At 59.3% G+C, this 22,547-nt stretch carries 20 protein-coding genes; 4 read left to right on the forward strand and 16 right to left on the reverse strand.

Annotated features, from left to right (window positions below):
• Nucleotides 1-99: 99 nt before the first annotated feature.
• The 8 genes from ileS to AC2FJV_RS18645 form a co-directional block, all read right to left on the reverse strand.
• On the reverse strand, nucleotides 100-3,012 hold the full coding sequence (gene ileS / locus AC2FJV_RS18610; protein WP_496714306.1) for an isoleucine--tRNA ligase: 2,913 nt from the start codon (nucleotides 3,010-3,012) through the stop codon (nucleotides 100-102).
• 163 nt (nucleotides 3,013-3,175) lie between these two features.
• On the reverse strand, nucleotides 3,176-5,869 hold the full coding sequence (locus AC2FJV_RS18615; protein WP_496714308.1) for a DUF2339 domain-containing protein: 2,694 nt from the start codon (nucleotides 5,867-5,869) through the stop codon (nucleotides 3,176-3,178).
• Between the two features lie 95 nt (nucleotides 5,870-5,964).
• Complete coding sequence (locus AC2FJV_RS18620; RefSeq protein WP_496690495.1) at nucleotides 5,965-6,444, reverse strand: DUF2269 family protein; 480 nt, start codon at nucleotides 6,442-6,444, stop codon at nucleotides 5,965-5,967.
• Nucleotides 6,444-7,751, reverse strand: coding sequence for an SDR family oxidoreductase (locus AC2FJV_RS18625; protein ID WP_496714309.1), 1,308 nt, complete (start codon nucleotides 7,749-7,751; stop codon nucleotides 6,444-6,446). The genes AC2FJV_RS18620 and AC2FJV_RS18625 overlap by 1 nt, the downstream gene beginning before the upstream one ends.
• Before the next feature lie 91 nt (nucleotides 7,752-7,842).
• On the reverse strand, nucleotides 7,843-8,553 hold the full coding sequence (locus AC2FJV_RS18630; RefSeq protein ID WP_281973820.1) for a VIT1/CCC1 transporter family protein: 711 nt from the start codon (nucleotides 8,551-8,553) through the stop codon (nucleotides 7,843-7,845).
• Nucleotides 8,554-8,607: 54 nt separating this feature from the next.
• Nucleotides 8,608-9,597: a YcjF family protein gene (locus AC2FJV_RS18635; RefSeq protein WP_142640202.1), complete on the reverse strand. Its 990-nt coding sequence runs from the start codon at nucleotides 9,595-9,597 to the stop codon at nucleotides 8,608-8,610.
• Nucleotides 9,590-10,045 carry a GNAT family N-acetyltransferase gene (locus AC2FJV_RS18640; protein WP_271952301.1) on the reverse strand — a complete coding sequence of 152 codons (456 nt, stop codon included), beginning with the start codon at nucleotides 10,043-10,045 and terminating at the stop codon, nucleotides 9,590-9,592. The genes AC2FJV_RS18635 and AC2FJV_RS18640 overlap by 8 nt, the downstream gene beginning before the upstream one ends.
• Nucleotides 10,042-11,454, reverse strand: a complete 1,413-nt coding sequence (locus AC2FJV_RS18645; RefSeq protein WP_496690482.1) for a YcjX family GTP-binding protein — start codon at nucleotides 11,452-11,454, stop codon at nucleotides 10,042-10,044. Before AC2FJV_RS18645 ends, AC2FJV_RS18640 begins: the two co-directional genes overlap by 4 nt.
• Nucleotides 11,455-11,562: 108 nt before the next feature.
• Between AC2FJV_RS18645 and truA the strand changes: the two genes are divergently transcribed.
• On the forward strand, nucleotides 11,563-12,330 hold the full coding sequence (gene truA / locus AC2FJV_RS18650) for a tRNA pseudouridine(38-40) synthase TruA (RefSeq protein WP_496714311.1): 768 nt from the start codon (nucleotides 11,563-11,565) through the stop codon (nucleotides 12,328-12,330).
• On the opposite strand, the gene AC2FJV_RS18655 is transcribed toward truA, so the two are convergent.
• The 5 genes from AC2FJV_RS18655 to AC2FJV_RS18675 all read right to left on the reverse strand — a co-directional run bounded on the left by AC2FJV_RS18655 (nucleotide 12,327) and on the right by AC2FJV_RS18675 (nucleotide 16,531).
• Entirely contained in the window at nucleotides 12,327-13,229 is a 903-nt protein-coding gene (locus AC2FJV_RS18655; protein ID WP_496679194.1) for a nickel/cobalt transporter, read from the reverse strand. The two genes, truA and AC2FJV_RS18655, sit on opposite strands and share 4 nt — an antisense overlap.
• Nucleotides 13,214-13,861, reverse strand: a complete 648-nt coding sequence (locus AC2FJV_RS18660) for a DUF1007 family protein (RefSeq protein ID WP_142640130.1) — start codon at nucleotides 13,859-13,861, stop codon at nucleotides 13,214-13,216. Before AC2FJV_RS18660 ends, AC2FJV_RS18655 begins: the two co-directional genes overlap by 16 nt.
• A 73-nt stretch (nucleotides 13,862-13,934) precedes the next feature.
• Nucleotides 13,935-14,741: a thioesterase family protein gene (locus AC2FJV_RS18665; protein WP_496714313.1), complete on the reverse strand. Its 807-nt coding sequence runs from the start codon at nucleotides 14,739-14,741 to the stop codon at nucleotides 13,935-13,937.
• Nucleotides 14,742-14,749: 8 nt separating this feature from the next.
• On the reverse strand, nucleotides 14,750-15,985 hold the full coding sequence (locus AC2FJV_RS18670; protein ID WP_496714315.1) for an acyl-CoA dehydrogenase family protein: 1,236 nt from the start codon (nucleotides 15,983-15,985) through the stop codon (nucleotides 14,750-14,752).
• Between the two features lie 189 nt (nucleotides 15,986-16,174).
• Nucleotides 16,175-16,531: a hypothetical protein gene (locus AC2FJV_RS18675; protein WP_496694651.1), complete on the reverse strand. Its 357-nt coding sequence runs from the start codon at nucleotides 16,529-16,531 to the stop codon at nucleotides 16,175-16,177.
• 174 nt (nucleotides 16,532-16,705) lie between these two features.
• On the opposite strand from AC2FJV_RS18675, the gene AC2FJV_RS18680 reads away from it, so the two are divergent.
• The 3 genes from AC2FJV_RS18680 to AC2FJV_RS18690 all read left to right on the forward strand — a co-directional run bounded on the left by AC2FJV_RS18680 (nucleotide 16,706) and on the right by AC2FJV_RS18690 (nucleotide 18,982).
• Nucleotides 16,706-17,539 carry a bifunctional allantoicase/(S)-ureidoglycine aminohydrolase gene (locus tag AC2FJV_RS18680; RefSeq protein ID WP_496679189.1) on the forward strand — a complete coding sequence of 278 codons (834 nt, stop codon included), beginning with the start codon at nucleotides 16,706-16,708 and terminating at the stop codon, nucleotides 17,537-17,539.
• An 81-nt stretch (nucleotides 17,540-17,620) separates the two neighbouring features.
• On the forward strand, nucleotides 17,621-17,941 hold the full coding sequence (locus AC2FJV_RS18685; RefSeq protein WP_142640120.1) for a hypothetical protein: 321 nt from the start codon (nucleotides 17,621-17,623) through the stop codon (nucleotides 17,939-17,941).
• A 54-nt stretch (nucleotides 17,942-17,995) separates the two neighbouring features.
• On the forward strand, nucleotides 17,996-18,982 hold the full coding sequence (locus AC2FJV_RS18690) for a type I glyceraldehyde-3-phosphate dehydrogenase (RefSeq protein WP_496714317.1): 987 nt from the start codon (nucleotides 17,996-17,998) through the stop codon (nucleotides 18,980-18,982).
• A 40-nt stretch (nucleotides 18,983-19,022) separates the two neighbouring features.
• Here the strand turns inward: AC2FJV_RS18690 and AC2FJV_RS18695 are convergent, their stop codons facing one another.
• The 3 genes from AC2FJV_RS18695 to puuE form a co-directional block, all read right to left on the reverse strand.
• The gene (locus AC2FJV_RS18695; protein ID WP_142640116.1) at nucleotides 19,023-20,450 is read right to left on the reverse strand and encodes a nucleobase:cation symporter-2 family protein; all 1,428 of its coding nucleotides are present in this window, start codon (nucleotides 20,448-20,450) and stop codon (nucleotides 19,023-19,025) included.
• A gap of 63 nt (nucleotides 20,451-20,513) precedes the next feature.
• Nucleotides 20,514-20,996 carry an ureidoglycolate lyase gene (locus AC2FJV_RS18700; protein WP_496690488.1) on the reverse strand — a complete coding sequence of 161 codons (483 nt, stop codon included), beginning with the start codon at nucleotides 20,994-20,996 and terminating at the stop codon, nucleotides 20,514-20,516.
• The gene (gene puuE / locus AC2FJV_RS18705; RefSeq protein WP_496694648.1) at nucleotides 20,993-22,411 is read right to left on the reverse strand and encodes an allantoinase PuuE; all 1,419 of its coding nucleotides are present in this window, start codon (nucleotides 22,409-22,411) and stop codon (nucleotides 20,993-20,995) included. The genes AC2FJV_RS18700 and puuE overlap by 4 nt, the downstream gene beginning before the upstream one ends.
• Nucleotides 22,412-22,547 lie beyond the last annotated feature (136 nt).

A 22,547-nucleotide genomic window follows, 5' to 3' on the forward strand; every position in this document is an offset into this window, starting at 1 on the left:
ACCCGAATTCTGCGGATCCGGATCTTCATCTGGCCAAAAATACCTCGGAGCGCGAGGCAGAGCCTCGCAAAAGACTCCGCCTCTGCCGCAGAACGTCGACTAGTTCAGCGCGTCGTTACAGCGCCCGCACACGCCGTCATGTGCATGGCGCCCCACATCAGGCAGGATTTTCCAGCAGCGCTGACATTTCTCACCCTCAGCCTTTTCGAACACCACGGCCACGCCCTCGATTTCCGGCACGCGGAACGCCTCGGCCGGGGCCGGATCTCCGGTGACGGTCAAACCGGACGTGATGCACATGTCATCGACGTCAAACGTTGCCAGAAGATTGCGGGTTTCACCATCTTCGACATGCACGATCGGTGCGGCCTCAAGGCTGGAACCGATGACCTTATCCTGTCTCTGAACTTCGAGCGCGGCAGTCACAGCGCGGCGGACCCGGCGGATCTTGGCCATGCCAGCCTCAAGCTCGGTATTGCGCCAGTCGGCAGGCGTATCCGGGAAGTCCACCAGATGGACCGAGCTGTCGTCACCCGGGAAACGCTCCAGCCAGACCTCTTCCATAGTGAAGACCAGAACTGGGGCCAGCCATGTGGTCAGACGGTGGAACAGTATATCCAGCACGGTGCGCGCGGCACGACGGCGCAGATTGTCGCCGTCGCAATACAGCGCATCCTTGCGGACGTCGAAATAGAAGGACGACAGATCAACGGTTGCAAAGGTGAACACCGCACTGAACACGCCCTGGAAGTCGAAAGACGCATATCCTTTTCGCACCTGTTCATCCAAATCGGCCAGACGGCTGAGCACCCAGCGTTCCAGGCGCGGCATATCCGCAGGGTCCACCCGGTCGGCCTCAGAAAAATCAGCCAGCGAGCCCAGCATGAACCGCATGGTGTTGCGCAACCGACGATAGCTGTCGGCGGTGCCCTTCAGGATTTCAGGTCCGATCCGCTGGTCAGCGGTGTAATCGGTCTGAGCCACCCACAGGCGCAGGATATCGGCACCGTATTGCTTGATGACCTCTTCGGGCACGATGGTGTTTCCCAGCGATTTGGACATCTTGTTGCCCTTGGCATCGAGCGTAAAGCCATGGGTCACCACGTTGCGATAGGGCGCGCGGCCCTTGGTGCCGCAGGCCTGCAGCATGGACGAATGGAACCACCCACGATGCTGGTCGGTGCCTTCCATATATACATCGGCGATGCCGTCCTCGGTGCCGTCCTCACGGTCGCGCAGCACAAAGGCATGGGTCGAGCCCGAATCGAACCAAACATCCAGAACGTCGAACACCTGATCCCAGTCATCCGGGTTATAGTCATTACCCAGGAAGCGCTCTTTCGCGCCGTCAAGATACCAGCAATCGGCTCCGTCCTGTTCAAACGCTTCTTTGACGCGCGCATTCACGCCAGGGTCGCGCAGCAGAAAATCGGGATCGGTCGGCAAAGCGCCCTTCTTGGTAAAGCTGGTCAACGGTACGCCCCAGGCGCGCTGGCGCGACAGAACCCAGTCTGGCCGGGCCTCGATCATCGAATACAGACGATTGCGGCCGGTCTGCGGGGTCCATTTCACCAGCTCGTCGATCGAACGCAGGGCGCGTTCGCGGATGCTATCGCCCATTTCGCCCATGCCGTCGTCCAGTTTGCGATCGACCGAGGCAAACCATTGCGGCGTGTTGCGATAGATGATCGGAGCCTTCGAGCGCCAGGAATGCGGATAGCTGTGCTTGATCTTTCCGCGCGCCAGCAGCCCGCCGACCTCTACCAGCTTGTCGATGACCGCCTTATTCGCGTCACCTTCGCCACCCTTGCGGGACAGGATGTATTTGCCGCCAAAGAACGGCAGATCAGCGCGGAACGAACCGTCATCCATCACGTTATAAGTGATGACCTGCTCGAGCATGCCCAGATCGCGGTACAGCTCGAATTCCTCCATCCCATGCGACGGCGCGCAGTGAACGAAGCCAGTGCCTTCGGTATCGGTTACGAACTCAGCGGCGCGGAAGTCGCGGATGTCATCCCATTCGCCGTTGCCACCTTCGGCACCGGCCAGCGGGTGGGTCAGTTGAACATTGGCCAACTCATCCGTCGTCACGTCGCGGACGCGCGTCCACTGGTCGTCGTTCAAGCGGGCGCGGCCCAGCACGTCAGCGGCCAGATTGTCCGCCAGCAGGAACTTGTCGCCAACAGCAGCCCAGCATTCCTCTGGCGCATCAGTGACTTCGTACAGCCCGTAGGAGATGTCCTTGCCATAGACCACAGCCTTGTTCGAGGGCATGGTCCAAGGTGTCGTCGTCCAGATCACAACAAACGCGTCATCCAGATCGCCCGCATTCACAACCTTGAACTTCACCCAGATGGTGAAGCTTTCCTTGTCGTGATACTCGACCTCGGCTTCGGCCAGCGCGGTTTTTTCAACCGGCGACCACATGACTGGCTTGGACCCCTGATAGAGCGTTCCGTTCATCAGGAACTTCATGAACTCATCCGCGATCACAGCCTCGGCGTGATAGTCCATGGTGATGTAGGGATCGGCCCAGTTGCCGGTGATGCCCAGACGCTTGAACTCTTCACGCTGGATGTCGATCCAGCCCTCGGCGAACTTGCGGCATTCCTGACGGAAGTCGACAACGTTCACCTCGTCCTTGTTCTTGCCCTTCTTGCGATACTGTTCCTCGATCTTCCATTCGATCGGCAGACCGTGACAATCCCATCCTGGCACATAGCGCGCGTCGTGGCCCATCATCTGATGGCTGCGCACGATCATGTCTTTGATCGTCTTGTTCAGCGCGTGACCGATATGAAGGTGACCGTTCGCATACGGAGGGCCATCGTGCAGGGTAAAGGGCGTGCGGCCCTGTTTTTCACGCAGGCGGTCATAGACACCGATCTCTTCCCAGCGTTCCAGCCATGCGGGTTCGCGCTTGGGCAGGCCTGCGCGCATGGGGAAATCGGTTTTCGGCAGGTTCAGCGTGTCTTTGTAATCAGGTGTTTGGGTCGTGTCGGCGCACATTGGGGGCGTCCTTTGGATGATCTGGTCGTATTGGGATCGAAGCGGTCGGTGCGAGTTCTCAAACACCTTTGCCCGGCGTCTCAGTGGTCAGAGCGCCGGGGAAATAATTCGAATAATGATGGCCAGACGGGCATACATGGCCGCGCTTATAGGACGCCGACAGCTAATGGTCCAGAGGTTCCGCCCCTTGTGGCGATTGGCGCAGCTTTGCCCAACGATTCAGCCACGCCAAACCGGCCAGTGCAAGCCCCAGCGCCAGCAGCGAAAAGACCCGGATCAGGCCGCCCAGCCCGGCGATGTCGATCAGAAATACCTTAGCCACGGCCAGTCCGATCACAGCCAGCCCCACTTTGCGCAACAGGTCGGACCGACGGGCCAAAGATTGATAAAACAGCGCCGCACCTGCAATCAAAAGGGCCAAGGTATAGGTGTAAAGCTCTGGTTGGCTGACCCCAGCCTCGGCATACATGCCATCGGGACCCTGCCAGAAATGACGAATAGAAGCACCCAACCAATATGCTGCAAGCGCACCCGCAAGACCGAAACAGCCCTGCCGCAACCAAACCGGCATCTGTTCAATGCGCCAGGCTGACATGGCAAGGACCCCGGCAGGAAGAAGGTAGGCTATGGCAAGCGTGTTCATCAGCGCAGGTCCCAACACGGGATCACTGTGCAGATAAAGAACAGGATTTGCCTCGGTCAGCGCTTGCGCAAGTCGGAACAGGGCATGGGCGGCAAAGAACGCCGCCAGCCCATAGCGGACATAGTTCAACGGCCCGCCCAAATCGAACCGCCGTATCTGTGCCGCCGCCAACAGCAGCCAGATCACTGCCATCAGGCCCAACCCCCAATGGCTATCCTCCATCCCGCCTTGACCGAACCCTTCCAGCCATCGCAGCAGCAGCAATGACAGCAATATCCCCGCGGTTGCCCAGGCTGCGCTTTCCAGTAGCAAGATTGCAACGGGGCGGTTCAATCCCCGGATCAGGCCCCAGGCGAGAACATATCCAAGGGTGGCGGCGCCATAGACCAACGTCATTTCACCGACCGGCACCGTATTGGCCCAGTACAGGCCCGGGTTCAGGATCAGCCGCACAGTCACCGTGAAGACCCCGGCCCAGATAAACCAACTGAGCTGAGGCAGGTTGAACCGACGATCCAGCGCGGCAGCGGCTACAACGGTCACAACCAGCGCAATCGTCAAGGCGCCAGAACTCAGCACGATGACACAGGCAAATGCAAGACAGGACAGCGCGGATAACGTGGCCAGCGCAGGACGTATACGTTGTTCACCATCCACGCGCGCATAGCGTTCGGCAAAGACCACCATCAAGGCACCCAGAGCCATTGCGTGCAGCCCCCAGAAATACGCGCCCAAAACCTCGGCCGGGCGCCAAGCGATTTCAAGCGCGATGGCAAGTATCGGTGCGGTTATAACCGCCCCAGCCGCCCAGACCACGCCATAGCGCCCCTGCTGCATCGACCGCCACGCCGCCGCAACCGACTGGGCTGCACCCAGTGCCACAAGCAATGTCACGACAAAGGGAAAATCCGCCTCGGGGGTTTCGGCATAGGTCTCAGCAAAACGCTGTGCGACTTTGCCCCGATCCCACCCCTGGAGAAATACGAGCCAGACAAGGCCAACAATCGAGAAAACACTGATGTCCTGAAGCGCCCTCGCCCCGCTTGTCCAAACGGTCATCGCAAAGGTCAGACCAGCCAAAAGCGTCAGGCTCAACCAGAACTCACCGGCAGAATCCGGCCAGTGCAGCGCCAGGATGGCCGAGCTGACCGCAACCGCACCAAATGCCAGACGCGTCGGAAACTCGGGCCATGCCTCGCCGCTTTGGCGTCGGATCATTTCGCTGACCATCGGGCCGGTGTGATCTGGCCAAATTCGCCGGACCGGAATCGCAATAGTGATGAGCGCAAAGGCGGTGATGCAGGTCAGATAGCCCGGCTCTGTCATCGGTTCCGACAGGACCAGCAGCAGACACGAAGAATAACCTCCGACCAGTGTCAGAACCGAAATCCACGCCCATCGGCGGACGGTGTCTATGCCCAGGCCCAGAACCGTTATGGTTAGGAAGTAGCCATATAACCAGGTCGGATCATCCGAAGAGCCACCGACCAAGAACGGGGAGGCAAAGGCACCTGTCAGTCCGACAGCTGCCAATAGCGGACCATGGAACCAACCCAAAACCAACCCGACAGATGCAACTCCAATCATGGCGACAAGCGCAAATTCAGGGCCGATCAAGCCATATAGTTGCCGCGCCGCCAGAACACCGCCAAACAGTGTGACCAGCCCCGCGCCTGAGAACACCGAAGGCAAATAGGCGCTCGCGGAGTCCACGCCATCGCCATAGCGCCTGCGAATGACCTCTCCGCTGACAATCAGCGCCGCGCCAAACAGCAATGCGGCAACGACACGTGCCGACGGCGGCAGTAACCCGTTCTCGACGCCGTATTGCACCAAAAAAATTCCCGCCAGTGCCAGCGACAGTGCCGAAACGACATAGAACCAGTTTTCCTGCAGCCATTCCTGCAGCAACGCGAAACGGTCAGAGCTGAAAACCAGTGCTTCTTGAGGAGATTGCGGGGGGATTGGCTGTTCGGTCTCAGGTTGGTCGGCTATCGGCCACACTGGAGGCGCTTTGGCCGGAATTGTCTGCGCCTTGGACTCGGGCTCTGTCGCGAGTTCTGGTTCAGTATTGGTGCCATGTTTCAGTGACAGGATGTCCGCCTCTAACTGGACGACCCGCCGCCGCAACCGAACCTGACTGACAAGCAGCAGCACAATGGTCAAAGGAATAGCCAGCGCAACCAACGCAAGAAGGACCAGAAGGGATTCCAACCTGTTTCTCCTATCAAGTTCTCTGCAGGCTAACCTGATGCATCAGGTAGAAACAGTCCGGAATACCGTCCTGCATACCGCGACACGGCCTGAAATCAAAACAGGTCTATTGAAGGGCGGGAAACCATCAGCCAGACTATGGCCAAAACGGCCAGAAATGCGGGGATCCCACATGCAAACCAAAGCCGGAACAATATGAAATACGAACGCGGCAAAGCAGCATCGCGATCTGCCGCCTCTTGCGCGAAGTTCCGCATCTTTATCTGCATCCAGACGACCGGCAGCCAGAAGACCCCGGTCAGGACATACAGCAATAGTGACAGCAGCACCCACCCTTCGACCAGTGACCAGCCCAATCTGAAGGCCAGCAAGCCACCTGAAATTGGCTGCAAAACAACGGCGGTTGTGGTGAACAGCATATCGGCCAGCACTACGATTGCCGCCGTCTGGGCGATGAAACGCGGGTCGCGTGACCGATGGGCCATCAGCATGAAGAATGCGATTCCGGCCCCGGTTCCCAACAAGACGCAGGCCCCGATCACATGAAACCAGCGCAAGATCAGATCCGGGTCCATCATCGGCTTTTCACCATTGGCAGTGCGACCAGAGACAACATGATCGCGGGCATGACCTTAACAAGCGGTCCAAGCGGGTCGAGCCACAAGACAGGAGCCGTAATTGAGGCCGCCAATAGGTAGAAAACCGCCACACAAAGTTGAGCGATGCAGGCGCGTTCTGCCCATGGTCGCCAAAGGATCGCAAGCCCCAGAAAGATATCGACACATGACCAGAACAGCACGCTGGCCACAGCGGCACCACTGGTCCAGCCTGCGACGGTTAGGACTTGTGTGGCTTGCGGCAGGCTCAGCAATCCGAAAACACCTGAGAGAACCCAGAAAAGGCTGAGCACCGCAACCGTCAACGGCATCAGCAACGACATCCGTGCAGCCAACCTGTGTTCGCGGGAACAGGCCATGCTGCGATAAATCTCGGGCATCGAACCCATGGATTCGCCTGTCACCCTGCGAAAAGGGGCCGGGTCGCCAAGAACTCCGGTAGCCATGACCGTCATTGCGTTGCTGCGAAGGGGCGAACGCCACCCCAAGCGCCCAAGTTGATCGGCGCAACCGGCGGCGAACTTAGCAACCACAGCCGGTGCCGTTATCCGAACACGTGCCTTCGGGAACCCCATCCAATGGCGGGTTTCGTCCAGAACCTCGGACAGCGAATGAGCCTGATCCTCGACCAGATCATAGGTACCCTGTGGCAACGTCTCATCAACGGCCGCCGCCACGGCGCTGCACAAATCGGCCATTCCAACACATTGAACCAGCGTCTGCGGATAGGCGATCGGTTGCACAAGCGGAATTGCGGCCAGCATGCGCAACAAGGTCGTTCCACCATAGTCAGTCTGTCCGATCACAAGGCCCGGCCTTAGAATCCACAGCGGCACACCACTGGCCTGCAAGGCGGCATCCCCGGAGGCTTTGGTGCGCATGAATTCCGTGTCTGCCTCTGGGCTGCTTCCGGTTGCAGAAATCTGAACCAAAGCAATCTCGCGCGCGGCGCAGGCCTGCCCGAGGGCGGCAATCGCAGTGTGATGCACCGCCTCAAGATCGTCCTTTGGTCCGTCCTGCAACGCCCCGGCGCAGTTCACGATACAATCAAAACCTGACAGAATTTCCCGCCAATCGTGTGGGTTCGTGAGCTGGCGCAAATCTCCCTGAGCCAAAGACATCCCAGGCAGGATTTTCTCACCCAGGTTTGTATCGCGCACAAGGCCGCATACATTGGCACCTCGATCCGAAAGAGACCGCATCATCGCCGCGCCGATAAACCCATAAGCGCCTAGAACAAGTATATTTTTCCCAGAACCTTGCATCGGGCACCTAACCTGCTGAAGTTGCGCCCCAACCTAGCGGGTCGAGCGGCAGCCGTCTGCGGCACCGGGCAAACTGCGACAATTCCGACCGCTAGGGGTGAAACAGTGAACCGACGAAATAGGCGATTGCGGCAGCGGCCCCACCAATCAGCAGCGTTTCGATCCCTGACCGCCACCACGGAGCCAGCGACCAGCGGCTTTTGAGGGCACCAATTGCAAAGAAAACACCCATCGTCATCCAGGCCGAAGCAGCAAATGCCCGGTCCACCGAAAACAGAAACGGCAAAAGCGGAACCATGCCGGCCACAAGAAAGGCAAAAAACGTCGCCACCGCAGCTTTGCGCGGATGCGGATCGACGCTGCCCAGGCCATATTCTCCCTCGATCATCAGGTCGATCCAGTTGTCATGGTTTTCCGTGATCGCATCGGTGGCTTCGTCCAGCACACGGCCCGACAGTCCTTTCTGGGCTAAAATCTCGCGCACCTCGTTCCGTTCACCATCGGGGTAAAGATGTATATGACGCTCCTCGATCGCGCGAATGCGCCGGATGTTATCCAGTTCAGCCTTGGTGCCCGAGTAATTTCCCGCCGCCATCGAAAACCCGTCAGCCAGCACATTGGCCAGCCCCAACGCTATGATGATGAACGGTGACAGCCCCGCCCCGGCAACGCCCGCAACGATGGCAAAAGTGGTGACTGATCCATCGATCCCGCCGTAAACCACATCACGCAAAACGCCACGCCCCGGCGGCGCGTTGATACGTGCCGCGATTTCTTGCTGGCTGTGTCCATGGTCTGTCATGGGTGCCTCCTGCTTTGTTATGATGCGCGGCTGGCAGGAACGCTTTGTCTCAGGTCAAGTTTTCGAAAACAGCCCCGCCAGCGCACGCTTGATCATCGACCGGGTCGAGGGCTTGTGACGGTCCGAGAACGGTAAAGGACGGCAGACCTCCATCGCGGCCACGCCGACGCGCGCGCTAAGCGCCCCGTTAACCAGGCCTTCGCCAAACCGCCGCGACAGTTTGCTCAGGACAGACCCACCCAGCACCGGTTCAAGCAAGTCGTCGCCCATTGCCACCGCGCCGGTTGCGACCAGATGCACAAAGACCGCCCGGGTCAGGCGCCAGCTGCCCAGAAAACCGGCCCTTCCACCATAGATCTCAGCTATGCGCCGGATCATTCGCAACGAGGCTGCCAAAGCCGTCGCCACATCCGCAAGAGCCAAAGGAACCAGAGCGGTCACCGTCGCGACCTGACGCGCTGCGGCCTCGACTTCTCGACTGGCAGCGGCATCCAGAGGGGCCAGCAGCTCGTCCTCGGCCAGAGCCATCAGATCCGAGGCATCGAAAGGCTCGGCGATACGTTCGGCCAGCCTATCGCGGCCCCATCGAACGTCCTCGCGCCCGTTGTAAAATGCCAACAACCGGTTGGTTACGGCGCGGGCTTGCGTCAGATCCGCCTCTGCCAACGCGGTGTCTGCGGCGCGACGGATTCCATCAACACGCGAAAGCCGCCCGATCGCGGCAAGTTCTCGCAAAGCGATGATCAGGGCAACCAGCAGCAACGCGCCAATCAGGCCAGTTACGACCCATCCCAAAACCGGCGCGCGCAACAGCAAAGCGGTCACAAAATCCCATGCCGCCACCGAGACAACCGCGCCGATGACCGCCGCCGCCAGTCCCCAGAACCAGCGTGACAGGGCCGACGGTTTCCGTGCAGCCAGACGCGCGGCGGCCTGCATCGCCTTCCCCTGTGGTTCGCCCGCATCCGGAACGGGCGGTGCCAAAGCGACATCCGCAACAGGTTCCTCGGGATCAAGATCGATCAGAACTGGACCCTTAGCCATCAGAAGCCCTTTCTCTGTTCCAGACAAATTTGATGTCCGGCAGGTTTTCGTCATTATCGGCCCCGTCACCGCGGGCAATCTCTGCAAATCCGTTGCGCTCGTAGAATCTTCGCGCGCCATGGTTGGCCTGAAAGGCGAACAGGGACAGCTTTTGTCGGCCAGATTTCGCCTGATCCAACAGGCGCTGCCCGATGCCCTGATTGCGCGCTGACGCACGCAGGTAAAGCGAATGGACCTCTGAACCATTCAATGCCAGAAAACCAACTACACCATCCTCGTTTTCAGCAACGGTGATCCAGTCGCGATCAATCATCACGCCGCAAAAGGCGATGGTTTCGGCACAGGAATGCAGCTCTGGCATCCACTCATTTTCACAAGCAAAACCATGCAGGATTTTCCCCGTCGCGCCAGCATCCGTGCTGCGCGCAGGGCGGAGCGTTACGGTCATAGCCGGTCTCCGATCAGGAACTGGGCCGCGCGATCAAGCCGGATATGGGGCGGGCCGTCACCCGATCGCAGGGTCAGGTTCGCAGGCGCAAAACTCATGAACCCATAGTCTTCGCCCAGCCAGCTTTCTGCTCCGCTGCGGGCTGCCCCCAACAAATGAGCCGGGTCTTCGGGCAACTCACCGGGGTAGAAGGCCGCCTGCTTGCCATCAAGCAAAGTGCCCCGCACGCAGGCAAGCGGCACTCCTTCATGGGTTCGCATCTCTTCGGTTGTTGCCCGCAAAGCCGCCAGTGACACAGCCGAGGTCTCGGCCCCGGCAAAACTGGCGCGGTCACGGGCGTCGCGTGTCAACGCCTCCATGATGCTGGTCAGACGTGGATGCTGCAGGTGGTGCAAATGATCGGCCTTGGTGGCGGCAAACAAAATGCGCTCGACCCGTTTGCCCAGAAGATACTGGCTGAGCCACGCGTTGCGCCCCGGACGGAAGGCCGACAGGATATCTCCCATCGCCAGGCGCATATCCTCAACCGCTTTCGGCCCTTTGTGAATCGCACCCAGCGCGTCGACCAGAACAACTTGTCGATCGATCCGGGCAAAATGTTCGCGAAAGAACGGTTTGACCACGCGCAATTTATAGGCTTCGTAGCGCCGCGCCATTTCGCGGTGCAGGCTGTTACGGGTGGCGACCCCTTCGACTGGCAGCGGCGCGAAGGTCAGAACCGGTGATCCCGCCAGATCACCCGGCAACAAGAACCGCCCCGGCGTACAATCGTAAAACCCGGCATCGCGCGCCGTGTTCAGATAGCCCGAGAACGCCTGCGCCAAAGATTGCGCCACCGGCTCATCATGTTTTGCCTCTGGCGCGACCGCTTTGGCCTGCGCCAGAAACTCTTGTGCCTCGGCCCGCTCTGTGATGCGGTTCAGCGTTTCGGTTGACCAGTCGTCATATGATTTGTCCAGCAGGGCCAAGTCCAGCAACCATTCGCCCGGATAATCTACAATATCCAGATGCACGGTTCGCGGCCCCTTCAGGCCAGACAGCAGACCGGCAGGGCGAACCTTGAACGACAGGCGCAACTCGGACACGGCGCGGGTGCTTTCGGGCCAATGCGGGTTTGTCCCGGTCAGCGCAGCAAGATGGTTTTCATAGTCGAACCGGGGCACGGTATCATCCGGCTGCGGCTGAAGGTAAGCTGCGTTGATCCGTCCCTCATGCTGCGCAACAAGGCCCGGCATTCGCCCACGGTCCAGCAGATTTGCAACAAGCGAGGTGATGAACACCGTTTTGCCCGAACGCGCCAACCCGGTGACACCAAGGCGGATGACCGGCTCGAACAGAGCTTCGGAAACGCTGTCGCCCACGGATTCCATGCCGCGCACAAGACTGTCTGCCATAGATGAGATGACCAAGCCGTCGCCCCGCTTTTATCGTTTCGCTCAAGATAGGTAGCCACCGTCCGACATGCCAGCGCTTTCCGGCCCCTTGCCCGCCGCCGCGCAGCACGGTACCAGCGGCCCATGCCCAGATACGCGTTGAAAGTCGAATATCACGGAAAGCCGTTTGCCGGGTGGCAAAGGCAGAAAGATCAGCCCTCGGTTCAGGGGGCGATCGAAGAGGCATTGTCGCGGATACAACCCGGGGACCACACGATCGCTGCGGCGGGTCGCACCGATGCCGGTGTCCACGCGCTAGGACAGGTCGCCCATTGCGACCTGATCAAGGAATGGGACCCTTTCCGACTGTCCGAAGCGTTGAACTATCACCTCAAGCCGCAACCAGTGGCCATCGTGAAAGCCGCACGGGTGGACGATGACTGGCATGCACGGTTCTCGGCGCTTGAACGGCAATATCTGTTTCGCATCCTGATGCGCCGCGCGCCTGCAACCCATGACGCGGGGCAGGTTTGGCAAGTCAGTCACCCGTTGGATATTGATGCGATGCAGGCCGCGGCGGACATGCTGATCGGACGGCATGATTTCACCACGTTCCGGTCCACGATCTGTCAGGCGGCCAGCCCGGTCAAGACGCTGGTTGAGTTGCGGGTGGAACAGGTGCAGGGCTTTTCAGGCCCCGAGGTTCATTTCCACGTCCGGGCACGGTCGTTCCTGCACAATCAGGTGCGCAGCTTTGTCGGCACGCTGGAACGTGTCGGCGCCGGGTCCTGGACGCCCGAAGATGTGCGCGAAGCGCTGCACGCTGAGAATCGCGCCGCCTGCGGGCCGGTTTGCCCGCCACAGGGGCTGTATCTTGCGCGGGTCGGCTATCCGAACCCGGTGTTCGACTAAAGCGCGCGCAGTAAAAGGCCACCAGCTATCACCGCAATCAGCAACCCGGCGACCAGTTCGATGGTTGGGGCCAGCACCTGTGCAAACCGCGTCGCTGAGGCCGAGGCCAGCATCCCCCCGCGCAGACCGAATGAGGTCCACCCGACCAGAGTGGTGACAGTCGCAGTGCCCAGCGCCATGCAGAACGCCCCGGCGATGCCAACGATGGCGATGCCCATCTGCCAGGTCAGGATCAACACAAACAGCGCCCCGGTACAGGGGCGTGCGGCGATTCCAGCGATCAGCAACGCCGCCTCGCGCAGGCTACCGACCTGCGCCACCTCATCCGCGGACGGACCATGCCGGTGGCCGCAATCCGAACAGGTTTCGTGGTCGTGGTGATGATGATTTGCACCGTGATCCCGGCTGCGTTTGGCAAAGCTGCGCAAGGCGCGAAACACTAGCCAAAGCCCGATCGCAGTGATCGCCCCATAGCTGACTGGGGCCATGATTTGCTCCGTTGTGTCGACCAGTCTTTCCCGAGACATCTGGAACACCAGCACACCGGCATAGACCAGAACAATCGCGGTTACGGCCTGTCCAAGGCTGGACAACACACTGATCGCTGAAAGCCGCCAGAACGCCACACGCCGGCCAAGCCCATAGCCACCGATCAGGACTTTGCCATGCCCAGGACCGATGGCGTGGAAGAACCCGTAAGCGAAGCACACCGTCAACAAAGTCATGACCGCCTGAGGTTGTTCGGCGCGGGCAGCGCGCAGAGACCGCGCAATCTGGTTCTGAAATGCACGCTGTTCACCGGCAGCCCATGCCGCAAGTTGGTCAAACCCGCCGCTGAACCAGAACCAGAGCAGAACTCCGACCGCCAGAACAAACGGGACAATCAGGTATTTGGACATGAAATTCGGATCTCGGTTGCAAAGTTTTCGCCCACCATCGGGATGTCATTTTCCTCAAGGTCGTAATTGGCATCCAGCGTCAGCAGAAACGCCTGCATTTGGGCAAGCTGTCCGTCGACATCCGGCTCGACGCGGTCAATCTGGCAGGTCTTACTCCCCGAAACCGTCACCGGGCGCGTCAGGTCATATGCGGTATAATATGTCTCATCAAACGCCTTCGCCGATAAGGCGGTGGCCGGTACAGGCCCACCTTCGACACTGCGCAGATGCGAGGTCACGATGCGCCCGTCCTCCATCAATGCTTTCGGCTCCAGTGGGCCAGAAAGCGGCAATACCTCAGACTCGGACCAGACGACCAGATCACCGTTATAGCCTTGATCCCACTGTGCATCGAACCCGGACAGATGATCCTGTTCACTTTTGCTGAGGATACCGTCGCCATCCTGATCCAGCTTCATGTCCTCGAGGACAAGCAAAGAGTAAAACTCGTCATAGGCCCAGGTCACACGGACATGGGTCAGCTGCCCCGAAGCGTCCACGACGAATTCCAGCCCCGTGTCGATAAAGACATGCGGGTGCGTCATCGCCGGGATCGGCAAACAGCAGGTCACTAGGGTCACAAGCCAGCGCATGGGCGAAAGATAGGGTGTCGGCCTGCGCCCGGCAATCCCATTTGGGCCGGGCGCGCAGAAGCTGGCCGATGGCTCAGGCAGGTGGGAACAACACAAGGGTCTGCAGGGCTGTTCCAACCGGCCCTTGGGTGTCATACAAAACCGATTGCGACATGCCGATACCCGAGGGTTGCCAATGGCAGACAGACTCGGAGGCCAGCCAATCCGAGACCGGCTCGCGGTGCACTTGAACCGTCAGATCGGTATTCATGAACCCCATCTCGGTTGTGGGGGCATTCCACGAAATGCCATTGCCGCAATCAGCCAGTGGACACAGCGCCTGAATCGGAGATTGCACCTCGTCCCCAAGCAGCGGAGGCGTGCGCATCCAGATCGTTTTGGGACCGACGCCCTGATTTCCACCCTTGGGATAGAGGACATCGGAATAGGTCGCGAACCCCGGAAGATCGTGCCGAATTTCGCCGATGGGAAATGGGCCGTCCACCGTGTCCGCCAGTTGCGGAGATGAGAGAGCGACATTGGGAACCTGGCCAAGATCGCGGCGGGCAAGGTGCATAGTTGTGGCTACGGCGCATAAAGTGTTGTCCAGATCGTGCACAGTAACCCGAGTGGTCGCTAGCGTTCTGGTGTGCCGCGTCGTCTCGGCCGCAACCCGCAACCCGGACAGGGGCAGCGGGCGCAGCAGATCGACCGTCAGCCGGGTCAGCATCTTACCGGGACCAATTTCAGATTCCGCGGCGCGCACGATCAGACCGCTGACCGGACCAGCATGGCAATGTTCGGCAGACCACGGACCCCGCGCCGGGTCATTGCCGACAAAATCCCCATCCGCGCGAAGTCTGAAATAAGGCAACCTGGACATGTCAGATTTCAAATCCACTTGGGACCTCAGACCTTTTCCTGTGTATGCTTTTTCAGCTCGGTCCGTGCGACCTGACGACGATGCACCGCGTCCGGCCCATCGGCCAGCCGCAGGGTCCGTACATGCGTCCACGCGGTCGCCAGCGGCGTGTCCTGACTTACCCCTTGCCCGCCATACATCTGCACCGCCTCATCAATCACCTTCAATGCGACCCGCGGGGCCACGACCTTGATCTGGCTGATCCACGGGGCCGCCGCGCGCGCATCGCCCTGATCCATGTACCAAGCAGCCTTGAGGCAAAGTAGCCGGGCCATTTCGATCTCCATCCGGCATTCGGCTATGATATCGAAATTCGCCCCAAGCTGCGCCAGCTTCTTGCCAAATGCTTCGCGTTGCAGCGACCGTTTGCACATCTGCTCCAGGGCCATCTCTGCCTGTCCAATAGCACGCATACAGTGGTGAATACGTCCCGGCCCCAATCGACCCTGAGCGATCTCGAACCCACGCCCTTCGCCCAGCAGGATATTCTCGGCAGGCACCCGGACATTGGTAAAGCGAATATGCATATGCCCGTGCGGCGCATCATCATGGCCGTAGACTTCCATCGGGCGCAGCACTTCGATCTCCGGCGTTCCCGCCGGCACCACGATCATCGACTGGCGTTTGTGAACAGGCAGGTCATCACCGCCAGTTCGGACCATTACGATATAGACCTTGCACCGCGGATCACCGGCGCCTGAGGCCCACCATTTCTCGCCATTCAGAACGTAGGAATCGCCGTCCAGCACACAGGACATCGAAACATTGGTGGCATCAGACGAGGCGACATCCGGTTCGGTCATAAGATAGGCCGAACGGATTTGCCCATCGAGCAGCGGCTTGAGCCACTCTTGCTTCATCTTTTCGGACCCGTACCGCTCGAATACTTCCATGTTGCCCGTATCTGGGGCTGAACAGTTGAAGATTTCGGCACCCAGCGGGGTCTTTCCCATTTCTTCAGCAAAAAAGGCGTATTCCACAGTTGTCAAACCCAGCCCTTTTTCACTGTCGGTCAGCCAGAAGTTCCACAATCCCGCCGCCTTGGCCTTGGCTTTCAACCCTTCAAGGATATCCGCCTGCCGGTCGGTATATTGCCAGCGGTCACCTTTGTTGATTTCAGCATGGAACTCTTCTTCCAGCGGCATGACTTCATTTCGGATCATCTCTGTTACGCGGGTCAGCAGTTCGCGGTTTTCCTCGCGCAGGCCGAATGACATGTTCATGAGTTTTCTCCTCCGCCCCGACACGCGGGCATTACCTTTGGGCCGAGAATGACTTAGCCACCGTCATGATGTCCAGTTGGGTGACGGGACGTCACCCACCCCATATGAGATTAAACGGGTGCAGTAACCGGAGACTGGCGACCGTATAGCCGTCAATAACCTGCGTCGCGCGCGGGTGTAGCAACCCAATTAGGGTGTGAAAATCCAGTTACCATTGGCATCCTGGCACCTGCGGGTTCTGATCTCACGGGTCTGCTCGGAACTCGGAGGTCGGATAAAATGCTGCAGATGCACGCAATTATCGCGGACCTCGCGCACACGGACGGTGCCCTTGGCCCCGGTCTCGGTGCTGATCCATTCACTTTCGGCACCAACCTGCGGCAAACCACTGCCCAGCATGGTGTCTGTGGTTGCACTCAGCAATGTGAAATCATCCGGGTTCAACCCCGACTCTGCGATGATGCGAGACAGCGGTTTCGCGCTGCCGGCAACACCAATGCTCAGCACCAGAACACCTGCAACTAATAGTGATCCCCAAATTCTCATACCGCCTCGCAATTCTGCAACCAATTTACATTCAAGGATATACCCGCGAAGGCACAGGGCCAAGCCCTAGTCTGCAACCTTCAAATTATCCCGAAGAAACCTATTGCAACTCTGACGCTAGGCCATGCCGAGCGTCCCTCGCATAGTGCACGAAACACGAACCAGAGGCATTTGATGGCACACCCGACTTATTATGCGCCCCATGGCGGACACCCCGGACAGGACACCCTGTTAACTGATCGCGCCATGTTCACCGAGGCCTATGCCGTTATACCCAAGGGTACGATGCGCGACATCGTCACCAGCTATCTGCCCTTCTGGGAAGACACCCGCCTGTGGGTTCTGGCACGCCCCCTTAGCGGGTTCGCCGAAACCTTTTCGCAATACATCATGGAGGTCCAACCCGGTGGCGGTAGCGATACGCCCGAAACGGACCCCGCAGCGCAGGCGGTCTTGTTCGTTGTCGAAGGGGCGGTCACATTGACGCTTGAGGGAAGTGTTCACGTTTTGGAAACTGGTGGATATGCCTATATCCCAGCTGGTTCCAAATGGGCGTTGCGCAACCATACGGAGCAGCCAGCGCGGTTTCATTGGGTTCGAAAGGCTTATGAGGCAGTGCCCGGCCTGCCCAAGCCGGACCCGATCATCACCAATGAACAAGAGGTCGCCCCGAACGAAATGCCGGGCACCGAGGGTCGCTGGGCCACAACACGTTTCGCGGATCCGCAAGACCTGCGCCACGATATGCATGTCAACATCGTGACTTTTGAACCCGGTGGCGTGATCCCATTTGCCGAAACGCATGTGATGGAGCACGGGCTGTACGTGCTGGAAGGAAAAGCCGTCTACCGGCTGAATCAGGACTGGGTCGAGGTCGAAGCCGGAGACTTTATGTGGCTGCGGGCCTTTTGCCCTCAGGCCTGTTATGCGGGCGGTCCCGGGCGGTTCCGATATCTGCTATACAAAGATGTGAACCGCCAGATGCCTCTTTCACCAGGCGGGCGCTAGGATAAATTCGGCCTTGGCGGGACTGGGCAAGCGCGGTAATCTGGTGGAATAACAAACGGTTTTAGTTCAGGAGATTGTACGATGGCACTGCGCAATGTAACGCTGGCACTGGCGGCTGCAATCGGCCTGACGGCCCTGGATGTGACCCCTGCAACCGCCAAAGAGACAAATACCGTCAACGTCATGAGCCGCACCTGGGCCATTACCCAGGTTTCGGAAGCTCCGGTCGTATACCGTGCCACACGTGATAACAACAATCTCAACCCATTCGGCCCCCCGCCCCGGCTGCGCACTATTCAGGCCATCGCGGCTATTCAGCAGGCAACCGGGTGCAAGCCGATTGTGGCCAGCATGTACCAGAACATCTCGGGCCAGTTCTTTTCACAGGTCAGCTGTAACTGACCCGGACAGGAAACTGGCATTGAGGTTAATCCAAGCCACTGCCATAGCTTGCGCATGAAACTCGCAATTAACGGATTCGGCCGCATCGGCCGCACGATTTTGCGGCAGCTTCTGGCCATGCCGCTCGGTCACGACATCGAACTGGTGCTGATCAACGACATCGCACCGCTAGAGACCTGCGCCTATCTGTTCAAGTACGACAGCACTTTTGGGCCCTATCCGGGCAAAGTGGAACAGGGAACTGCGCAACTGGTTGTCGATGGGCACGCTATTCCTGTTACACACAGCCCCAACCTCAGCCGGGTTGATCTGTCCGGTGTAGATGTCCTGATGGACTGCACCGGCGTTGCCCGGACATCGGATGTTGCTAGTCAGGGCCTGACCGCAGGGGCAAGGAAAGTACTGATTTCCGGCCCCTCGCCTGCGACCGAGGCCACAATCGTTCTGGGTGCAAATGAGGATCAGCTGGGCAATGCGCGGATCGTGTCAAATGCCTCTTGCACCACCAACGGGCTGGCTCCGCTGGTCAAGGTTCTGGACGGGATCGCTGGTGTCGCGTCGGGCCATATGACCACCATTCACTGCTACACCAACAGCCAGCCGATGATCGACGCTCCGCGTGGTGATCTGGCACGGTCACGCGCCGGAGCGCTGTCGATGGTCCCGACCACCACCAGCGCTATGCACCTGATAGACGAAGTCCTGCCCCATCTGGCCGGGCGCATCTCGGGCGCGGCGGTCAGGGTGCCTACGGCAAGCGTTTCCGCGGTTGATCTGATTGTGACGCTGAAGCGCGGCCTGAGCGCCTGCGATTTTGAAACCGCCCTGCGTGCAGCCGTTGCAGAGTCTCCCGTTCTGGGTTGGACGGATGAGCCGCTGGTGTCGTCCGATTTGCGGACGCGGCCGGAATCTCTGATCATCGCAGGGCCAGAAACCCGGCAGATCGGCGAAACTCAGGTTCGTGTTTTTGGCTGGTATGACAATGAATGGGGGTTTTCAGCCCGCATGCTGGATGTCGCTCGTATGATGGCCGACACATAGGCGGACCGCGACCTAACGCGATCCGCCGATTTTCATTTGGTTACTTGCCGGGAAGGCTGCCCGACCCGTGCCCCGACATGCCGCCCGAAACTTCTTCGGTTGCCTCATCGGCCAACTCATCCGGCAGGATCAGATTCAGCACGATGGCGATCAGAGCCGCAGGCAGCAGCCCGCTTTTCATCAGGATGCCCAGAGTATCGGGCAAGTGTTGCACCGCACCCGGCTCGAGCTGGAGGCCGAACCCGATTGACAGCGCGATGGCAAAGATCACCATGTTGCGCCGATTCCAATCCACATCGGACAACATCGAAACACCCGCGGCGACAACCATCCCGAACATGACGATGACGCCACCGCCCAGTACTTCGATCGGAACGGTACGGATGATCGCGCCAACCTTGGGCACCAGGCCGCACAGGATTAGAAACAAGGCGCCGATGGTGACGACATTTCGGCTCATGACGCCGGTCATCGCGATCAGCCCGACATTCTGGCTGAACGACGTGTTGGGTAAGCCGCCGAACACGCCCGCCAGGGCCGAGCCGAAGCCGTCAGCATAGGTTGCACCGGTGATTTCCTTGTCCGTGGCTTCGCGCCCGGCTCCGCCTTTGGTCACACCCGACACATCCCCCACCGTCTCAACTGCCGAAACAAAGGCCATCAGACAGAACCCGATTATGGCGGCGAATGAGAACTCGAACCCATACTTAAAGGGCACAGGCAGGGCGAAAGTTGCAGCGCGGCTCCAGCTTGTTCCGATTGCCTCAAACGTGATCATGCCAACCATCAGGGCATAGACATACCCAACCGCAAGACCAATCAGAACGGCAGAAACCGAAAGCATTCCGCGGGTAAAGAACTTCAGCCCCAGCGTTACCACAACCACGACCAAAGCAGCCGACCAGTTCAGCGCCGAGCCGTATTCAGGCGTTCCAATGGCCGGAACCCCTCCGGCGGCGTATTGAATGCCGACCTTGACCAACGCCAGACCAATCATTGTAACCACAAGGCCTGTGACCAGAGGTGGCAAGGCAAAACGGATCTTGCCAATCACCGTGCCCAGCAGGGCATGGAACACCCCACCGATAATGACACCTCCAAATAATGCGGCCAGACCATCGACGCCTTTGCCAGCAACCAGTGGGATCATGATCGGCAGAAACGCAAAGCTGGTGCCCTGAACAATAGGCAAAGCCGCTCCTACCGGGCCAATCGTCACCGTTTGCAGCAAGGTCGCGACGCCGGCAAACAGCATCGACATCTGGATCAGGTACAGCAGTTCGGGAAAATCGGGGGAGTTCGAACCGAACCCGAACCCGGCGGCCCCTGCAACGATGATCGCAGGCGTCACGTTCGAAACGAACATCGCCAGAACATGTTGAATGCCCAGCGGAACTGCCTTGTGCAGCGCCGGGGTATAATTTGGATCCCGAAGCTGTTCGGGTGTCCCTATTGAAGTGTCAGCCATGAGTTACTGTCCTCTCTGTCAGATTCACGGGGGTCTTACCGCTTATGCTGCGGCTTCATTTGGCTACGACACCACCTGATAAGGGGTATCGAACCAGTATTCTTCCAGGTTGGGCCCATCGCCGATCCGATCAACAACGGCGAACAATCCAGGGCCATGCAATGGTGTCAAAACGCCGTGCCACGTCCCACGATGATAATTCACCGCCTGACCGGGCCGGGTGACAAAGGCACACGGCTCGCCCGGCTGCCCGTCAACATCTGGTGCTACAACGACCAGAAAGGGTTGATGGGTCATGGGAACAAAGGCCTGACTGCCATCAGGATGCCGTTCAACCATATCCAACTGGTACGGCAGGGTTCGGGGGTTGGCGTTGAACAGGCTGATCCCGGCGCGGCCGCCCGCGAAATCAAGGGCCGCCCGGTCATGAAAACGCCCGCACTGGCCCTGGTTGATGATCTTGTCCGGGTCGCCCGATGCCTCGATCACATCTCCGAACGGGGCAAAAGCGTCAGGCGTTAAAGGAACAGTCCGGATCTGTTTCATGAAGGCAGCACATCCCTCAGGCGGAATTCGGCAATACGCTCGACCTGTCGGCAGGCCTCGGCGAATTCGGTTTCCCGGTCCTGATCTATCCGCCGCTGAAACGCCTGCTGGATAGAGGCTTTGTCATGATCACGCACAGCAATAATGAAGGGAAATCCGAACTTGTCGGTATAGCGCCTATTCAGATCGGTGAAGGCATCGCGTTCGGCATCCGTCAACGCATCCAGCCCCGCCGAGGATTGTTCCGCCGTGCTTTCCTGCGTCAGTCGCTTGGCCTGTGCCAGCTTGCCTGCCAGATCCGGGTGCGCGGTCAGCACGCCCAACCGCTCCTCATCCGAGGCCGAACGGAACATGCGCGTCAGTGCGTTGTGCAACCCGCCGGCAGTATCGTGAGCCGCGCCGAGTTCCAGCCCATGGGCGCGCTCTGCAATCCACGCCGAATGTTCGAAGATCCCGCCATAAGCGGCTACGAAAGCGTCCCGCGCCATTTCTGACGGCTTTGGACCTGAAACAGGTGGGTGCTGCGCTGCCCAATGCTGGGCGATCTGCAGACGGGTCGCGAACCAGACATCCGCGTGCCCACGCGCATAATCCAGAAACCGTTTCAGCGCCATGACCCGACCTGGACGACCGATCAGGCGGCAATGCAGACCAATCGACAACATCTTGGGCGCACCGGCTTCACCCTCGGAATAAAGCGCGTCGAAACTGTCTTTGAGATAGGAATAGAACTGATCGCCCGAATTGAAACCTTGCGGCGTTGCAAAGCGCATATCGTTACAATCGAGCGTATATGGTACGATCAGCTGGTCCCGGCCAGAGACCTGCATCCAATAGGGCAGATCATCCGCATAGGTGTCCGCCACATAGGCAAAGCCCCCCTCTTCGGCCACCAGACGCACGGTGTTCTCGGAACACCGGCCGGTATACCAACCATAGGGACGTTCCCCCACGACCTCGGTATGCAGGCGGATAGCCTCTTCTATTTGAGCGCGCTCTTCCGCCTCAGACATATCCTTGTGTTCGACCCATTTCAGGCCGTGACTTGCGATCTCCCAACCTGCGTCTTTCATGGCGGCAACCTGATCGGGCGACCGTGCCAGCGCCGAAGCGACACCGTAAACGGTTATGGGCAAGTCCTGCATCAAGCGGTGCAGACGCCAGAACCCTGCCCGCGACCCATATTCATAGATCGATTCCATGTTCCAATGACGCTGGTCTGGCCATTGCGCTGCGCCGACAATCTCGGACAGAAAGGCCTCGGACGCGGCATCACCGTGAAGCACGCAGTTCTCGCCACCCTCTTCGTAGTTCAGCACAATCTGAACGGCCAGATTTGCTCCGCCAGGCCACTGGGCGTTTGGCGGGTTGGCTCCGTATCCGATCATGTCACGGGGATAGCGAGGGGGCTGCATGAATGTTCCGTCTCAGTTGTGTTACACTACCTACGCTTTACCGCAGAATTGGAAGCAGTATTATCAAATCAATCCGAACGCTGTTTCCTTTTCTTTCGGCATTCCCAAAGTCTCGGGTTTCGCCCCAGACTGCGTC

The organism is Ruegeria sp. CDSA241 (assembly GCF_059611265.1).

What these genes read in the sequence shown, in the direction of transcription:
- ileS (WP_496714306.1), bottom strand. Translation starts at nt 3,012, where the DNA reads ATGTGCGCCGACACGACCCAAACACCTGATTACAAAGACACGCTGAAC.
- AC2FJV_RS18620 (WP_496690495.1), bottom strand. Translation starts at nt 6,444, where the DNA reads ATGGACCCGGATCTGATCTTGCGCTGGTTTCATGTGATCGGGGCCTGC.
- AC2FJV_RS18625 (WP_496714309.1), bottom strand. Translation starts at nt 7,751, where the DNA reads ATGCAAGGTTCTGGGAAAAATATACTTGTTCTAGGCGCTTATGGGTTT.
- AC2FJV_RS18630 (WP_281973820.1), bottom strand. Translation starts at nt 8,553, where the DNA reads ATGACAGACCATGGACACAGCCAGCAAGAAATCGCGGCACGTATCAAC.
- AC2FJV_RS18635 (WP_142640202.1), bottom strand. Translation starts at nt 9,597, where the DNA reads ATGGCTAAGGGTCCAGTTCTGATCGATCTTGATCCCGAGGAACCTGTT.
- AC2FJV_RS18640 (WP_271952301.1), bottom strand. Translation starts at nt 10,045, where the DNA reads ATGACCGTAACGCTCCGCCCTGCGCGCAGCACGGATGCTGGCGCGACG.
- truA (WP_496714311.1), top strand. Translation starts at nt 11,563, where the DNA reads ATGCCCAGATACGCGTTGAAAGTCGAATATCACGGAAAGCCGTTTGCC.
- AC2FJV_RS18655 (WP_496679194.1), bottom strand. Translation starts at nt 13,229, where the DNA reads ATGTCCAAATACCTGATTGTCCCGTTTGTTCTGGCGGTCGGAGTTCTG.
- AC2FJV_RS18660 (WP_142640130.1), bottom strand. Translation starts at nt 13,861, where the DNA reads ATGCGCTGGCTTGTGACCCTAGTGACCTGCTGTTTGCCGATCCCGGCG.
- AC2FJV_RS18670 (WP_496714315.1), bottom strand. Translation starts at nt 15,985, where the DNA reads ATGAACATGTCATTCGGCCTGCGCGAGGAAAACCGCGAACTGCTGACC.
- AC2FJV_RS18675 (WP_496694651.1), bottom strand. Translation starts at nt 16,531, where the DNA reads ATGAGAATTTGGGGATCACTATTAGTTGCAGGTGTTCTGGTGCTGAGC.
- AC2FJV_RS18680 (WP_496679189.1), top strand. Translation starts at nt 16,706, where the DNA reads ATGGCACACCCGACTTATTATGCGCCCCATGGCGGACACCCCGGACAG.
- AC2FJV_RS18685 (WP_142640120.1), top strand. Translation starts at nt 17,621, where the DNA reads ATGGCACTGCGCAATGTAACGCTGGCACTGGCGGCTGCAATCGGCCTG.
- AC2FJV_RS18690 (WP_496714317.1), top strand. Translation starts at nt 17,996, where the DNA reads ATGAAACTCGCAATTAACGGATTCGGCCGCATCGGCCGCACGATTTTG.
- AC2FJV_RS18695 (WP_142640116.1), bottom strand. Translation starts at nt 20,450, where the DNA reads ATGGCTGACACTTCAATAGGGACACCCGAACAGCTTCGGGATCCAAAT.
- AC2FJV_RS18700 (WP_496690488.1), bottom strand. Translation starts at nt 20,996, where the DNA reads ATGAAACAGATCCGGACTGTTCCTTTAACGCCTGACGCTTTTGCCCCG.
- puuE (WP_496694648.1), bottom strand. Translation starts at nt 22,411, where the DNA reads ATGCAGCCCCCTCGCTATCCCCGTGACATGATCGGATACGGAGCCAAC.